Annotated in this window: 12 protein-coding genes; 5 read left to right on the forward strand and 7 right to left on the reverse strand. The window is 67.1% G+C overall.

Annotated features, from left to right (window positions below; all coding sequences use genetic code 11):
• Positions 1 to 49: 49 nt before the first annotated feature.
• The gene (locus ABR323_RS00420; RefSeq protein ID WP_004147099.1) at positions 50 to 1,087 is read right to left on the reverse strand and encodes a type IV pilus twitching motility protein PilT; all 1,038 of its coding nucleotides are present in this window, start codon (positions 1,085 to 1,087) and stop codon (positions 50 to 52) included.
• An 87-nt stretch (positions 1,088 to 1,174) separates the two neighbouring features.
• Between ABR323_RS00420 and ABR323_RS00425 the strand changes: the two genes are divergently transcribed.
• Positions 1,175 to 1,852: a YggS family pyridoxal phosphate-dependent enzyme gene (locus ABR323_RS00425; protein ID WP_439447826.1), complete on the forward strand. Its 678-nt coding sequence runs from the start codon at positions 1,175 to 1,177 to the stop codon at positions 1,850 to 1,852.
• An 18-nt stretch (positions 1,853 to 1,870) separates the two neighbouring features.
• Positions 1,871 to 2,692, forward strand: coding sequence for a pyrroline-5-carboxylate reductase (gene proC, locus ABR323_RS00430; protein ID WP_439447827.1), 822 nt, complete (start codon positions 1,871 to 1,873; stop codon positions 2,690 to 2,692).
• Positions 2,693 to 3,135: 443 nt separating this feature from the next.
• Here the strand turns inward: proC and ABR323_RS00435 are convergent, their stop codons facing one another.
• Positions 3,136 to 4,011, reverse strand: a complete 876-nt coding sequence (locus ABR323_RS00435; protein WP_439447828.1) for a LysR family transcriptional regulator — start codon at positions 4,009 to 4,011, stop codon at positions 3,136 to 3,138.
• A gap of 99 nt (positions 4,012 to 4,110) precedes the next feature.
• On the opposite strand from ABR323_RS00435, the gene ABR323_RS00440 reads away from it, so the two are divergent.
• Positions 4,111 to 4,713, forward strand: coding sequence for a short chain dehydrogenase (locus tag ABR323_RS00440; RefSeq protein ID WP_439447829.1), 603 nt, complete (start codon positions 4,111 to 4,113; stop codon positions 4,711 to 4,713).
• Positions 4,714 to 4,763: 50 nt separating this feature from the next.
• Here ABR323_RS00440 and soxR read toward each other — a convergent pair whose 3' ends face one another.
• Positions 4,764 to 5,198 (reverse strand): redox-sensitive transcriptional activator SoxR, encoded by a 435-nt coding sequence (gene soxR / locus ABR323_RS00445; RefSeq protein ID WP_439447830.1) that lies wholly within the window; start codon positions 5,196 to 5,198, stop codon positions 4,764 to 4,766.
• A gap of 29 nt (positions 5,199 to 5,227) precedes the next feature.
• On the opposite strand from soxR, the gene ABR323_RS00450 reads away from it, so the two are divergent.
• On the forward strand, positions 5,228 to 6,649 hold the full coding sequence (locus ABR323_RS00450; protein ID WP_439447831.1) for an MFS transporter: 1,422 nt from the start codon (positions 5,228 to 5,230) through the stop codon (positions 6,647 to 6,649).
• Positions 6,650 to 6,741: 92 nt separating this feature from the next.
• On the opposite strand, the gene ABR323_RS00455 is transcribed toward ABR323_RS00450, so the two are convergent.
• Positions 6,742 to 8,763: an esterase/lipase family protein gene (locus ABR323_RS00455; protein ID WP_439447832.1), complete on the reverse strand. Its 2,022-nt coding sequence runs from the start codon at positions 8,761 to 8,763 to the stop codon at positions 6,742 to 6,744.
• Positions 8,763 to 9,737, reverse strand: coding sequence for an Lnb N-terminal periplasmic domain-containing protein (locus ABR323_RS00460; RefSeq protein ID WP_439448160.1), 975 nt, complete (start codon positions 9,735 to 9,737; stop codon positions 8,763 to 8,765). Before ABR323_RS00460 ends, ABR323_RS00455 begins: the two co-directional genes overlap by 1 nt.
• Positions 9,738 to 9,909: 172 nt before the next feature.
• Here ABR323_RS00460 and ABR323_RS00465 point away from each other — a divergent pair, with 172 nt between their 5' ends.
• Complete coding sequence (locus tag ABR323_RS00465; RefSeq protein ID WP_439447833.1) at positions 9,910 to 10,314, forward strand: GFA family protein; 405 nt, start codon at positions 9,910 to 9,912, stop codon at positions 10,312 to 10,314.
• Between the two features lie 274 nt (positions 10,315 to 10,588).
• Here the strand turns inward: ABR323_RS00465 and ABR323_RS00470 are convergent, their stop codons facing one another.
• A complete protein-coding gene (locus ABR323_RS00470; RefSeq protein WP_439447834.1) occupies positions 10,589 to 13,690 on the reverse strand; it encodes an efflux RND transporter permease subunit in 3,102 nt (1,033 codons plus the stop codon).
• Between the two features lie 4 nt (positions 13,691 to 13,694).
• Entirely contained in the window at positions 13,695 to 14,873 is a 1,179-nt protein-coding gene (locus tag ABR323_RS00475; protein WP_439447835.1) for an efflux RND transporter periplasmic adaptor subunit, read from the reverse strand.
• Positions 14,874 to 15,009: the final 136 nt, after the last annotated feature.

Genomic DNA, 15,009 nt, shown 5'->3' on the forward strand with positions numbered 1-15,009 from the left:
CGCGGGAACGGCGGCGCACTGGCGCACGCCGCCCCGTTGCTGCCCCGCCTTACTCGAACAGGCGCTTGTCCTTGGCGTACTCGCGGGCCTGGTTGCGGGTGATCAGGCTGCGCTTGACCAGGTCCTGCAGGTGCTGGTCCAGGGTCATCATGCCGTACTGCTGGCCGGTCTGGATGGCCGAGTACATCTGCGCCACCTTGTCCTCACGGATCAGGTTGCGGATGGCCGGGGTGCCGACCATGATTTCCCAGGCTGCGGTACGACCGCCACCGACCTTCTTCAGCAGCGCCTGCGAGATTACCGCGCGCAGCGATTCGGACAGCATCGAGCGCACCATCGGCTTTTCGCCGGCCGGGAACACGTCGATGATGCGGTCGATGGTCTTGGCCGCCGAGCTGGTGTGCAGGGTACCGAACACCAGGTGGCCGGTTTCGGCGGCGGTCAGCGCCAGGCGGATGGTTTCCAGGTCGCGAAGTTCGCCGACCAGGATGATGTCCGGATCCTCACGCAGCGCCGAGCGCAGTGCTTCATTGAAGCCGTGCGTATCGCGGTGCACTTCGCGCTGGTTGATCAGGCACTTCTGCGAGGTGTGCACGAATTCGATCGGATCCTCGACGGTGAGGATGTGGCCGTATTCGTTCTTGTTGATGTAGTCGATCATCGCCGCCAGCGTGGTCGACTTGCCCGAGCCGGTCGGCCCGGTCACCAGGATCAGGCCCTGCGGCTGCTGGATCACTTCGCGGAACAGCGGCGGACAGGCCAGGTCCTCGAGGGTGAGCACCTCGGACGGAATGGTACGGAACACCGCACCGGCGCCACGGTTCTGGTTGAACGCATTCACACGGAAGCGCGCCAGCGACGGGATCTCGAAGGAGAAGTCCACTTCGAGGAATTCCTCGTAGTCGCGGCGCTGCTTGTCGGACATGATGTCGTACACCAGCGCATGGACCTGCTTGTGGTCCAGGGCTGGGATGTTGATCCGGCGAACGTCGCCGTCCACGCGGATCATCGGCGGCAGGCCTGCGGACAGATGCAGGTCGGACGCTTTGTTCTTTACGGAAAACGCCAACAGCTCGGCGATATCCATGAGCGGCTACTCCCCAATAACGGCTTCGACTGGAAGGATCTTTCCCCGGGCGGCAGTATAGCCTCCTGATTCAATGGAACGCGTTACGTGGCCACTCCCCTGCCCCAGATCCTGAGCAACCTGCATGCCGCCGCCGAGGCCGCGGGCAGGCCCGATCCACGCCTGCTGGCGGTGTCCAAGACCCAGCCGGCCGACGCCGTGGCCGCGCTGGCCGCACAGGGCCAGCACGCCTTCGGCGAGAACTACGTGCAGGAAGCGCTGGCCAAGATGCAGGCGCTGCAGCACCTGGCACTGGAATGGCACCTGATCGGCCACCTGCAGTCGAACAAGGCCGATGCCGTGGCCAGCCATTTCGACTGGGTGCAGAGCGTGGACCGGCCCAAGCTGGTGACCGCACTGGCGCGCCATCGCCCGGCCACGCGCGGCCCGCTGAACGTACTGATCCAGGTCAACATCGACGACGAATCCAGCAAGCACGGCTGTGCTCCTGAGGATGTGGACGCGCTGGCCGCCGCGATTGCCGCCGAACCCCTGCTGCGCCTGCGCGGCCTGATGGCAATTCCCGCACCGTGGCCCGAGGCAGAGCGCCGTCGGGATGCGTTCGTGCGCATGCGCACACTTTTCCAGTCGCTGGCCACCCGGCACGCACAGGTCGACACGCTGTCGATGGGCATGAGCAGCGACTACGCCGAAGCCATCGCCGAGGGCGCCACCCTGGTGCGCATCGGCACCGCCCTGTTCGGCGCGCGCCCGCGCCCGGCCTGATTTTCCAAGGAGATTTCCATGGCAGCTGATTCCATCACTTTCATCGGCGGCGGCAACATGGCCCGCAGCCTGATCGCCGGCCTGATCCGCCAGGGCGTGCCCGCCGCGCACATCCACGTGGCCGAACCGGTGGCCGCACTGCGCGAGTCGCTGGCTGCGGACTTCGGCGTGCAGGTGCACGACAACGCGGCCGATGCCGCCGCGCAGGGCCGCACCTGGCTGCTGGCAGTGAAGCCGCAGGTGCTGCGCGATGTCTGCCAGTCACTGCAGGCACTGGCACAGGCGGACCGGCCGCTGGTGGTGTCGATCGCCGCCGGCATCACCAGCGCGCAGCTGGAACGCTGGCTGGGCGGCAACCTGCCGGTGGTGCGCGCGATGCCCAACACCCCCGCCCTGCTCGGCGCCGGCGTGACCGGCCTGTACGCCACACCATCGGTGGATGCGCAGCAGCACGCACAGGCCGAACAGGTACTGGCCAGTGCCGGGCGCACGGTGTGGATCGACAGCGAGTCGCTGATGGATTCGGTGACTGCTGTATCCGGCAGCGGACCGGCCTATGTGTTCCTGCTGGCAGAAGCGATGGAAGCGGCGGGTATTGCCCAGGGCCTGCCGGCCGACGCCGCGCGCACGCTGGTGGTGCAGACCCTGCTGGGCGCCTCGCGCATGCTGGATGAGGCCGGCGAGAGCCCGGCCGAACTGCGCCGCCGCGTGACCTCGCCAAACGGCACCACGCAGGCCGCGATCGAGAGCTTCCAGGCCGGTGGTTTCGAAGCGCTGGTGGACACCGCACTGCGTGCCGCGCAGGTGCGTGGGCAGGCGCTGTCTGCGGCGAATGATTGATCCCGATGTGTGTCGAACAACGGTCGGCACCTACCATCATCCACGCATGGCGTGGATCTACTGATACCTGTCGCCGCTGGAATGCACCGCGCTCTGCTGTCTGCGGCGAATGATTGATCCCGATGTGTGCCGACCAACGGTCGGCACACACCGTCATCCACGCATGGCGTGGATCTACTGATACCTGTCGCCGCTGGAATGCACCGCGCTCTGCTGTCTGCGGCGAATGATTGATCCCGATGTGTGCCGACCAACGGTCGGCACACAACGTCATCCACGCATGGCGTGGATCTACTGATACCTGTCGCCGCTGGAATGCACCGCGCTCTGCTGTCTGCGGCGAATGATTTATCCCGATGCGTGCCGACCAACGGTCGGCACACACCGTCATCCACGCTGGAATGCACGGTGCTCTTCGGTAGATCCACGCCATGCGTGGATGCTCATTGCCCCAATGTGGTCATGATGAAATCGACGAAGCATTGCAATCGTGGGCGCGGCCTGCGATCGGGCAGATAGATCAGATGCATCGGTCGCGGTTCGGGCAGGTAGTCGCGCAGCAGCGGCTTCAACCGCCCTGCCGCGATCTCGCCGGCCAGCAGCGCGGTCGGCTGCAGCACCAGCCCCGCGCCGGCCACGGCAGCCTCTCGCAGCGCAAGGCCATCGTTGCAGCTCAGCCGCGCCTCCCAGTCCACTTGGTGACCATTGGCCAGCTGCCAACCGTGGCCGCCGCGCCAGGCCAGATGGCTCAGGCAGTCGTGCCCTTGCAGATCCCCGGGTGTACGTGGCGTGCCACGCCTGCGCAGATAAGACGGCGCCGCGCACAGGCTCATCGCATACGGCGGCAACGGCCGCGCCACCACCTCCTGCGATGGCAGCGGCCCGACCCGGATCGCCACGTCGAAGCCGTCCTCGATCAGATCCACACGACGATTGCTCAGGTCCAGTTCGATGTTCAACTGCGGCTGTGCACGCAGCAGTCCCGCCAGCTGCGGCGCCAGCACGCAGCTGCCCCAGGTGGTCGGCGCACTGACCCGCAGCAGGCCGCGTGGCTGTACCTGCAGACCGGCCACATCGGCCTCGGCCTGCTGCACCTGCTCCAGTACCTGCCGGCATCCGGCCAGGTAGGCACCGCCGGCTTCGGTCAGGCGCTGGCGGCGGGTGTTCCTTTGCAGCAGCGCGGTGCCCAGATGCGCTTCCAGCTGCTGGATGTACTTGCCCACCATCACCGCCGAGACCTGCAGCTGCTCGGCGGCGCCGGCAAAGCTGCCGCACTCGGCTACGGCAACGAAGGCCTGCATGCAGCGAAGGGTATCCATTACGAATCCAGAGTTAGGAATCTGCGAAGCATACGCCGCTTACCTAACCTCAATGTGAGAGCGCAGACTGCATCCATTCCCCCTTCACAAGGAACGGCCATGAAGATCCTCCTCGTCGGTGCCAGCGGCACTCTCGGCCAGGCAGTCGCGCGCCAGCTCGGCCAACAGCATCAGATCCTCAGCGCCGGCCGCCACAGCGGCGAGCTGCGCGTGGACCTGACCGACGATGCCAGCGTTGCCGAGCTGTTCGCGCGCACAGGCCCGGTGGATGCGGTGATTTCCACCACCGGCTCGGTGCACTTCGGCCCACTGAAGGAAATGACGCCGGCGCAGTTCAGCATCGGCCTGCAGGACAAGCTGCTGGGACAGGTGCGCCTGGCACTGGCCGCCCAGCACCACATCAACGCCGGCGGCTCGATCACTCTGACCAGCGGCATCATCAGCGCGCAACCGATCCGTGATGGCGTCAACGCTACTTCGGTGAATGCAGCGCTGGAAGGTTTCGTGCGTGCGGCGGCACTGGAACTGCTGCCACGCGGCCTGCGCATCAACGTGGTCAGCCCGAACGTGCTGATCGAAGCGCTGGACGCCTACGGACCCTACTTCCCGGGCTTTGAAGCGGTGAGCGCACAGCGTGCGGCGCTGGCCTTCCAGCGTGCAGTGGAAGGCATCCTGAGCGGCGAGACGATCACCGTCTGGTGATCCGCCGGGCATGGCCCGGCGCTACCCGGAGCCGGGCCCTTTCCCGTGCGTCATTCCCAACGCATCGGTCCGTCGCCGCGTTCGCCAAGCACGTCGCCAGGGTTGGCCAGGCGGCAATGCTGCAGCGACAGGCAGCCACAGCCGATGCAGCCGGTCAGTTCGTCGCGCAGCAGCTGCAGCATGTGGATGCGCTCTTCCAGTTCGGTACGCCAGCGCGCGGACAGCTTGGCCCAGTCCGCCTTGGTCGGCGCGCGACCTTCAGGCAGGCTCTCGAAGGCGCGGCCGACCGCTTCCAATGGCATGCCCACCCGCTGCGCCACACGGATCACCGCCAGCCGGCGCAGCACGTCGCGGCTGTAGCGGCGCTGGTTGCCCGAGGTACGCAGGCTGCTGATCAGGCCCTTGCGCTCGTAGAAATGCAGCGCGGAAACGGCCACGCCACTGCGCTCGGCGACGTCGCCCACGCTCAGTTCCTGGGACACCATTGCTTGACCTCAACTGCTGTTGAGGTGTCATGCTGCTATCTTCGCCGCCAGTTGACAAGCGCGGCCCGCATCTGACCCGTATGACCCCGACCCTCTCCCCCGCCGACGCCAATGCGCCGGCCGACACTTCGATCCTGTCCGCACGCTACCGCGCCACCACCATCGGCATGGTCGCGCTGGTGGCGCTGCATGCCTTCGAAGCCCTGGCGGTGGCGGCGGCCATGCCGACCGTGGCCGAGGCGCTGGATGGCCTGCGCCTGTATGCGCTGGCGTTCGGTGGAACGCTGGCCACCAGCGTGATCGGCATGACCCTGGCCGGGCGCTGGGCCGACCGCCAGGGGCCGGCACGACCGCTGTGGCATGGCCTGGCCTGTTTTGTGCTGGGCCTGCTGCTGGCCGGCTTTGCGATACGCATGGGCATGCTGGTGGCCGGCCGCCTGCTGCAGGGCCTGGGCGCAGGCGCGATCTCGGTATCTCTATACGTGATGGTGGGGCGCAGCTACCCCGAGCACCTGCGGCCCAAGGTGTTTGCCGCGTTCTCCGCAGGCTGGGTGGTGCCGTCGATGATCGGCCCAGCGTTGAGCGGGCTGATCGTGCAGCACCTTGGCTGGCGCTGGGTGTTCCTGGCGGTGCCGCTGCTGGCGATACCGGCCGCGCTGCTGCTGCGCCCGGCGCTGGCACGCAAGCAGCCCACCGGCGCGGGCAGCAGCGACGACGGGCGTGGCAACGTGGTGCGCTGGGCCAGTGGCGCCTCGCTGGCGGCGCTGCTGCTGTACTTCGGTGGCCAGCAACGCGGTGTGCCGGCCCTGCTCAGCATCGGCGTGGCACTGCTGGCGCTGCTGTTCTGCGTGCACCGGCTGCTGCCGGCCGGCACGCTGCTGCTACGCCGCGGTCTGCCCAGCGTGATCGCGCTGCGCGGCATTGCTGCAGCGGCTTTCTTCGCCTGCGAGGCCTACCTGCCCCTGCTGCTGCAGCGCGAGCGGGGGCTCTCGCCCAGTTGGGCCGGCGCGGTGCTCAGCCTCGGTGCGCTGGGCTGGTTTGCCGGTTCCTGGCTGCAGGGCCACCAGCAGCGCGGCTGGTCGCGCCAGCAACTGCTGCGCGTGGGCACGCCGCTGATGATGATTGGTATCGCTGCCACCCTGGCGGTACTGTTCAACGCGGTACCGCTGCCGGTCGCCCTGGTCGGCTGGGCGGTGACCGGCTTCGGCATGGGCATGATCTACGCCAGCCTGTCGGTGCTGACCCTGTCGCTGTCAGCAGCGCATGAGCAGGGGGCCAACACCTCGGCCCTGCAGCTGAGCGAGGCGTTGTCGGTGACCACCGCGCTGGCGGTCTCCGGCGCGCTGTTCGCGCTGTTCGTTGAAGCCGCGCCCCACACCGGCTACCTGCTGTGCCTGGCCATCACCTTCGGCCTGGCGGTGCTGGCCACGGTGATCGCGCGACGCGTCTAGCGCCTCAGCATTGCGCTTCCGCCGGGCATGGCCCGGCGCTACCGATGGATGCGCGCGTGGTAGCGCCGGACCCTGCCCGGCGAGCGCAGCGGTCAGGGCGTCGCAGCGGTCCCCACGTCATCGACGTCGCGATGCAGGATGCGCCGCACTTCCAGCACCGCCTGCGGGGTCTCCTGCACGCTGTGGCCGGAAATGATCACCTTTTCCGACAGCGCGCCCGGCAGGTGCGCGCTCCAGTACGGCACCAGCCCGTCATCGGACTTCTCCACCGGCAGCTCCGGTTTGCGCTGGGCGATGATCGAGTGGTACTTCAGGCCCGCTTCGATCGGCAGCTGCGCGGCGGCCTTCACGAACGGGTCGCTCGCCTTCAGGTTGTCGATGCTGTTCGGAATCTTCGGCTTGGCCGTGCCATCGACCTGCTGTTCGGCCTGCGCCAGTGCCATGAACACGTCCTCGAACTTGCCGAGGATGGTCAGCGGCAGGCGCACCAGACGACCGATCAGGCGCCCGACCTTGTTGCCGGCGATATCCGTGCCCTGGTGCGGCGCGGCGATGAAGATCGCGCGTTCCACGTTTGGCTGTGCCTTGAAATGCAGCAGCGGGCCCAGCTTGTTCTGCACCCGCTTCAGGCGCTCGCCCTTCAGGTCGTAGTTGGCCAGCAGGTCATTCCACAGCACGTCGCCCGAATCGCTCACCAGCAGGCGTGCCAGCACCCCGCCCATGCTGTGGCCGATGTAGACCATGTCCTTCGATGCTCGCGTGCTGCCGTTGGGATCGAAGTGCTCCAGCGTATCGTTGAACGCGTTGGCGATCTCGTAACGGTTCAACGCGATCGGTGCATTGGTCGGGTAATAGACCTGCCACACCTGGAACTGCTGGCGCAGTTCGGGGTCGCCCATGATCTCATTGGCCAGGTTCACCCACGCTTCCGGGCTGCTGGCCAGGCCGTGCAGCATGAAGATGATGCGGCGGTTCGGATCCCACGGCTGCATCAGGTAGATGTGCGGCTCGCCGATACCTTCGCTCATGCCGAACAGGGTGCGCAGCGACTGCCGGGCGAAGCCACTCTGTGCCAGCCACAGACCGTAGGCCGCAGTGAAGTTGCCGGCCAGCGGCACCTGCTCGCCGTGCAGGGTGATGCGCTCGGTGGCTTCCGGCGAGTAGGCATCCAGCTCGACCCGGCGCGTACGCATCACGTCTTCCAGGCTGCTGCCTTCGAAACGCAGCAGCGCGGTGACGTTGATCGAGGACATCTCACTGAACTCGGGCACCGAATCGTCATGGCGATGGCGACCACGACGTGCGCCATCTTCGTCGTCCTGCGTGGTTTCAGCCTTCGGACCATCCGGCGCGATCACCGGGGCGACCAGTTTCGGTGGATCCATCACCATCACCAGCTCGGCACCGAAACCATCGCGGCGATAGGTGCTGCGCAGGCCGACGAAGCTGACGGTACCGGCCGGCACCAGCTGCGCGGGGATGCTCTTCAGACCCAGCTGCTGGTAGTTGGACGCCAGCGACCAGCTGCCAACCGAGATCGGCTTCGTGTAGTCCTCGCCGGCGAGTGCCGCCGCACGCGCACGCACGAACAGCACCACCGCCGCCTTTTCAGCGGCGTAGTTGTAGTAGTCACGCACCTGCGTCTGCCGGTCCTCGAAGGCACGGTCGGACGGCGAGCGGCCGCTGTAGAACAGGTACGCATACGCATAGCGCGCGGCTTCCAGCCACGCATCCAGCGCCGCGTCGCTCATCGGCGGTTCGCCAGCGGCGGTCTTCTTCGGTGTCATCGCCAGCGCGGCCTTCACCCACAGCTCGGACAGCGCTGACAGCCGCTGTTCGACATTGAGATCGTCGGTCATCAGCAACGTGCTGCGGCAGACCAGGAAGTCCTTGTCGCACTGCGATTCGTCCAGGCCTGCGGCGCTGAGCGTCTCGCGCGCAGCAGGGCTGAGCTTGCCGGTGTTGAGCACGTCGGCACGCTTGTTGACCAGCGAATCGCTGGACTTCACCTGCTTGACGGTGACCATCGCGCAGCCGCTGCTGCCCAGAAGCAGGAAGGCGGCGAACAACACCGGCAGCGCACGCTGCCAGCGGGTCATGAGGAGTCGAGTCATTACTGCGGGTCCTGCTCGGTGCCGGGCACGCCCTGGCGGATCACGGTGGAGTAGTGGTCGCCGTCACCCAGGTCCAGCGCACGCTGGGTGATGCGGCCCTTGTCATGCAGCTCGGCGTACGGCACGCCCGGCGCCAGCGCGCCGACCTCCTGCGCGTACTCGGCCAGGTAACCGGACAGCAGCAGGCGGTAATCCAGCGGCAGGCGCGGCGCGATATGCCGGGCGAGGTCGAACACGATGGTGGTGCAGTTGCTGGTGAGCGTGTTGTAGAAGCCCGGCCTGGCATCCAGCTCCCGCGCCTGCGCGATGTAGGCGGCGAACAGTTCCTTGAGCTGCGCACGGTCCATGCCGTACAGGCGGTACAGATAGACATCCTCGCCGCGCGCGTTGGTGCGGGTGCGGATGATGTCGGTCTCTTCCGAGGCCACCAGTGTCATCTCGAACTTGCGGAAGAAGCCGCCCAGTGCAGAGAACGACTCGCCACGCTCCTTGCGGATCTCCAGCGAGAACACCACGTGGCGACCGTCGTCGAAGCCGAACGAGATCAGGGTGTGGGCGATCGCCGGGCCCATCCAGTACGACAGCACCAGGTCGGCCGAGCGCAGCTGGTCCAGGTCGTATTCGCGACGCACCCAGTGCGCGTCGTAGTCGGTTTCGCTGCGCCAGGTGAAGTCGCGTACGTTGTCCAGCACCACGTGGCGGCCATCGAAGGACACCACATGCAGGCGCTGGGCCACATCATCGGCCCACTCGCGGTCCTGCCGCGGGGTCAGCAGCAGCCACCACAGGCCAGCCAGCGCCAGCACCGCACCGAAGACCAGGCCCAGGCGGCGCGAGGCACGGCCCCGCGCGACCCGCCACGACGCCCACAGCGCCACCAGCAGCCACAGCCCGGCGACGCCGGTGGCCAGCCAGCCCGGCCCCGGCAACTGATAGGCCAGCAGCCCGGTCATCCACAGCGCCAGCAGCGCCATGGCACTTCCTGTCATCCATCGTCCTGCGGCTTTCACTGGCATCCTGTCGCGGTCTTGAAGCCGCATAGTTAGCCACAAGCGGGTTCACCGTGGCATCTACGGCCCGTTCAGGCAGGCCGGCGCACCGTCGGCGGCGGCCTCTGCGGCTTCGTTTCACCTCACAGGAGCACTGATGGGCATTACTTCCGTGGCCGGCGTTCCGGTCCAACCCCAGCACCGCGCGACCTGCCACTGCGGCACGGTCGAGCTGCTGCTGGAGCTGCCGGACGGCATTGTCGAACCGCGCCGCTGCGACTGCTCGATGTGCCGGCGCCGTGGCGCCATTGCCGCCAGCGTCAGCCGCGACGGCCTGCAGGTGGTGCGCGGGCAGAATCACCTGCGGCTGTACCAGTTCAACACCCATGTAGCCGAACACTACTTCTGCGGTGTGTGCGGCATCTACACCCACCACCGGCGCCGCTCCAACCCGGACCAGTACGGTTACAACGTGGCGTGCCTGGAAGGCATCGACCCGTTCGCACTGGGCATCATTCCGGTCAACGATGGGGTCAACCACCCGGCCGACCGCAGCGACTAGGCTAGTGGCGCGTGCGCCGTGGCGGTGCGGCAACCTTCTGCCACGGTGCCATGCCACTGCGCCCGGCGCGTACCGGGCGCTTCAGCCAAGGCCGGCGGGGCGCAGCCTGTGGCGGTGCTTCGACCGGGACAGGTAACGGCCTGCGGCCTGGCCAGAGATGGTCGAACAGCCACATGGCGGGTCTCCGTGGGGGACGGGGACCTGTACGCTAGCGATGCATGGGCAAAGAACCGGTGAGGGCCGTGCGGCAGTCAGATGACAGTCGCCGCCCCCGTCAGTGCAGCGGCCTTGACCGTCCCAGGCGGCGCACGAGCACGAAGAACAGCGGCACCAGCACCACCGCCAGCACCGTGCCGGACACCATGCCGCCGATCACGCTCATGCCGATCTCACGGCGACTGACCGCACCAGCACCGGTGGCCAGCGCCAACGGAATGACGCCGGCGACGAACGCCAGCGACGTCATCACGATCGGACGCAGGCGCAGGCGCGCGCCCTGCAGTGCGGCCTCCACCGCAGAACTGCCGGCACGATAGCGGGCTTCGGCGAACTCCACGATCAGGATCGCATTCTTGGCCGACAGTCCGATGGTGGTCAGCAGACCCACCTGGAAGTAGATGTCGTTGACGAAGCCCGCCGCCGTGGTCGCCAGCACGGTTCCGATCACGCCCAGCGGAATGACCAGCACCACCGCCACCGGCACCGTCCAGCTTTCATAGAGCGCGGCCAGGCACAGGAAGATGAAGGCGATCGAGGCGGTGTACAGCCACAACGTCTGGTTGCTGGCCAACTGTTCCTGGTAGGACAGGCCACTCCACTGCAGGTCGAATCCGGGCTGATCGGCAACCAGCGCCTGCATCCGCTGCATCGCTTCACCCGAACTGCGACCTTCGGCGGCACTGCCCTGGATCTGCATCGCCGGCAGGCCGTTGAAGCGCTGCTGCAGCTGCGGGCCGCGCGCCCAGTGGCTGATGGCGAAGCTGGCGAACGAGGCCATCTGGCCATTGCCACCGCGCACGTACCACTGGCCAATGTCGTCGGGCACGCTGCGGTAGGGCTGGTCGCCCTGCATGTAGACCCGCTTGACCCGGCCACGATCGAGGAAGTCGTTGATGTAGCTGCCGCCCCAGGCTGCGGACAACGTGGAATTGATGTCGGCCTGGGCCAGGCCCAGCGCGCTGGCCTGGGCATGGTCGATGTCCAGCCGCAATTCGGCCTTGTCGCCCAGCCCGTTCAAGCGCACCGAGGTGAGTCCATCGTCTTCGCCGGCTGCGCGCACCACCTGTTCCTGCGCCGCCTGCAGGGCCACGCGACCGGCAGCGCTGGTGTCCTGCAACCACAGCTCGAAACCACTGGATTGGCCCAGCCCACGCACTGCTGGCGGTGCCAGCACATTGACCTTGGCATCGGGAAGCGCACGGAAGTAGGCATTGGCACGGGTGATGATCGCCGCAGCGGTGTTGTCACCCTTGCGCTCATCCCATGGCTTGAGTGCAAGGAAGCCCTGCCCTGCGTTCTGCCCGGTGCCGGCATTGTTGCGCCCGACCACCACGAACACCACGTCCAGGTTCTGCTTCTCGTGCTCCATGAAGTAGCGGCTGATCTGCTCACCCAGCGCTTCGGTGCGCGCCATCGGCGTGCCCTCCGGTGTGGAGAACTGGAACGTCACCTGGCCCTGGTCTTCCACCGGCAGGAAGCCGGTCGGCATGCGCGCATACAAGGCAATCATCGCGATCACCAACAGCAGGTAAAACGCCATCCAGCGCCGCGGTCGGGTAACGACGCCACCCAGCTTTCCCTGGTAGGCCAACTGGCTGCGCTCGACCCCACGGTTGAATGCCCTGAAGAAGCGGCCCTGCGGCTTCTGCGCCGAAGACGGCTTGAGCAGGGTCGCGCACAAAGCCGGCGTGAGGGTCAGCGCGACCAGCGCCGACAGCGCCATGGCCGAGGCGATGGTGATCGAGAACTGGCGGTAGATGATGCCGGTGGAACCACCGAACAGGGCCATCGGCAGGAACACCGCGCCCAACACCACGGTGATGCCGATCAGCGCGCCGGTGATCTCGCCCATCGATTTCTCGGTGGCTTCCCGTGGCGACAGATGCTCATCGTGGATGATGCGCTCCACGTTCTCCACCACCACGATCGCATCATCGACCAGCAGGCCGATCGCCAGCACCATCGCAAACAGCGTCAGCGTATTGATGGTGAATCCGGCGACGGCCAGCACGCCGAAGGTGCCCAGCAGCACCACCGGCACCGTGATCGCCGGAATCAAGGTCGCGCGCAGGTTCTGCAGGAACAGGAACATCACCACCACCACCAGCACGATGGCTTCGATCAGGGTGTGGATGACACCCTCGATCGAGACCCGCACGAACGGCGTGCTGTCACGCGGATAGGCTACCTGCAGCCCCGGCGGGAACGTTGGCCGCAGCCGCTCGATCTCTGCGCGCACCGCGTCGGCGGTGGCCAGCGCATTGGCGCCGGAGGCCAGGGTCACCGAGAAACCGGCTGCGGGATAACCGTTGAGATAGCTGCTGGTCTGGTAGTTTTCCGCGCCGATCTCGACCCTTGCGACGTCCCCCAGCACGACTGCTGCACCGTTCGGCAAGGTGCGCAGGATGATGGCGCGGAACTGTTCGGGAGTCTGCAGGCGCGACTGCGCGGTCACCGTGGCGTTGAGACTCTGCGTCGGGCTGGACGGCATCGCGCCCAGTTCGCCGGCGGTCACCTGCGTGTTCTGCGCCTGGATCGCGCTGCGCACGTCCGAGGGCATCAGGTCATAGGCGCGCAGCTTGTGCGGGTCCAGCCAGACCCGCATCGCGTAGGCCGAGCCGAACACGTTGATCTCGCCAACACCGGGAATGCGGCTGATCGGGTCCTGCACGTTGCTGACCAGGAAATCGGAGACGTCCACCCGTTCCATGCGCCGGCTGGTGTCGTACAGGGACACCACCATCAGCGAGTCGCCCTGCGATTTGGCCACGGTCACGCCCTGCTGCTGCACTTCCTGCGGCAGCCGGTTGATGGCCTGGTTGACGCTGTTCTGCACCTGCACCTGGGCGATATCGGGATTGGCGCTCTGGTCGAAGGTGACCGTGATCCGCGCCTGCCCGGACGACGAACTGGTGGACGAGAAGTACAGCAGGTGGTCGATGCCCTTGATCTGCTGCTCGATCACCTGGGTGACGCTGTCTTCCACGGTCTGCGCCGAGGCACCGGTGTAGTTCGCGGTGATGTTGACCTGCGGCGGTGCGATGTCCGGGTACTGCTCCACCGGCAGCTGGGTCACCGCGATGGTGCCAAAGGCCATGATGCAGATCGCCAGGACCCAGGCGAATACCGGGCGATGGATGAAGAAGCGCGGCAGCATCTGCTCAGCCCTTTCCGGTCGGTGCTGGCGCAGCCTTCACCCGCACCGTCATGCCATCGGCCAGGCCCTGCGCGCCGGCCACCACCACCTGTTCGCCGGCGGCCAGGCCGTCGAGCACCAGCCACTGGTCGCCGACCGCACGTGCGGTGCGGAACAGGCGCAGGCGGGCCTTGCCGTCCTTGTCCACCAGCCACGCCTGCGCCTCGCCCTTCGGACTGCGGTCCACCGCCGCCTGTGGCACCAGCAGCGCCTGCTGACGGGTGCCCTGCCCCACCAGTGCACGCACGTACATGCCCGGCAGCAGCTGCCCGTCCGGGTTGGGAAAACGTGCACGCAGGGTGATGCTGCCGGTTTCCTGCTGTACATCGATATCGGCGAATTCCAGCGTCCCCGGCAACGGGTAATCGGTGCCATCGGACAGGCGCAGCCGCACCGGCGCCGTATCGGCCTGCACGCCACCGTCGGCGATGGCGCGGCGCAGTGCCAGGTACTCATTGCTGGACTGGGTGATGTCCACGTTCATCGGGTCCATCTGCTGCACCCGTGCCAGTGGATCGGCCTGGCCGGAGGTGACCAGCGCGCCTGGCGTGAACAGCGCGCGGCCGATGCGCCCGGCGATCGGCGACGTCACCGTGGCAAATCCCAGCCGTGTGCTGGCCGTGTCACGTGCGGCCTGTGCGGCCTGCGCGGCGGCGGCGGCCTGCTGGTTGCCGGCGATCGCATCGTCCACGTCCTGGCGCGCGGCCAGCTGGTCCTTGCCCAGCGCCTGCATGCGCTGCGCCCGCAGGCGCGCGGTCACCGCCGCGGCCTCGGCGGTTTTCAGGTTGGCCTGTGCCTCGTTCAGTGCCGCCTGGTACAGCGCCGGCTCGATCTGGAACAGCGGCTGCCCGGCCTTCACCCACTGGCCCTGCTCGAACAGCCGCTTCACCAGCACGCCATCCACCTGCGGGCGCACATCCGATTCCTGCGAGGCGACGCTGCGCCCAGGCAGTTCCTGCTGCAGTGCCAGCGGCTGGCTGCGAAGGGTCAGCACCGTCACCTCAGGCGTCGTCGCGCCCGGCTTGGGTGCATCCTTTCCGCAGGCGCTCAGCAGGCCGGCCAGGGCAAGCGCCAGCAGCGGAAGACCGGCGGTTCGGGGCAGCCACCAGGCGCGATACGGACGGGAGGGGTTCGGAAGGATCATCGGCTGCAGGTTCCACGCGTGGGGGAGCGTTCGGCGCCGAATATAGAAGACGCGGCGGCACGATCCTGCTAAATGGCGCATGAAACATTTTTCATTTGCAGTCGCTGCCCGCGATTGCGAGGATGCCCCTGTCCCA

Source organism: Stenotrophomonas sp. ATs4, from assembly GCF_051861585.1.
Lineage (GTDB): Bacteria > Pseudomonadota > Gammaproteobacteria > Xanthomonadales > Xanthomonadaceae > Stenotrophomonas > Stenotrophomonas maltophilia_AS.

What these genes read in the sequence shown, in the direction of transcription:
- ABR323_RS00420 (WP_004147099.1), bottom strand. Translation starts at nt 1,087, where the DNA reads ATGGATATCGCCGAGCTGTTGGCGTTTTCCGTAAAGAACAAAGCGTCC.
- proC (WP_439447827.1), top strand. Translation starts at nt 1,871, where the DNA reads ATGGCAGCTGATTCCATCACTTTCATCGGCGGCGGCAACATGGCCCGC.
- ABR323_RS00435 (WP_439447828.1), bottom strand. Translation starts at nt 4,011, where the DNA reads ATGGATACCCTTCGCTGCATGCAGGCCTTCGTTGCCGTAGCCGAGTGC.
- ABR323_RS00440 (WP_439447829.1), top strand. Translation starts at nt 4,111, where the DNA reads ATGAAGATCCTCCTCGTCGGTGCCAGCGGCACTCTCGGCCAGGCAGTC.
- soxR (WP_439447830.1), bottom strand. Translation starts at nt 5,198, where the DNA reads ATGGTGTCCCAGGAACTGAGCGTGGGCGACGTCGCCGAGCGCAGTGGC.
- ABR323_RS00450 (WP_439447831.1), top strand. Translation starts at nt 5,228, where the DNA reads ATGCTGCTATCTTCGCCGCCAGTTGACAAGCGCGGCCCGCATCTGACC.
- ABR323_RS00455 (WP_439447832.1), bottom strand. Translation starts at nt 8,763, where the DNA reads ATGACTCGACTCCTCATGACCCGCTGGCAGCGTGCGCTGCCGGTGTTG.
- ABR323_RS00460 (WP_439448160.1), bottom strand. Translation starts at nt 9,737, where the DNA reads ATGGCGCTGCTGGCGCTGTGGATGACCGGGCTGCTGGCCTATCAGTTG.
- ABR323_RS00465 (WP_439447833.1), top strand. Translation starts at nt 9,910, where the DNA reads ATGGGCATTACTTCCGTGGCCGGCGTTCCGGTCCAACCCCAGCACCGC.
- ABR323_RS00470 (WP_439447834.1), bottom strand. Translation starts at nt 13,690, where the DNA reads ATGCTGCCGCGCTTCTTCATCCATCGCCCGGTATTCGCCTGGGTCCTG.
- ABR323_RS00475 (WP_439447835.1), bottom strand. Translation starts at nt 14,873, where the DNA reads ATGATCCTTCCGAACCCCTCCCGTCCGTATCGCGCCTGGTGGCTGCCC.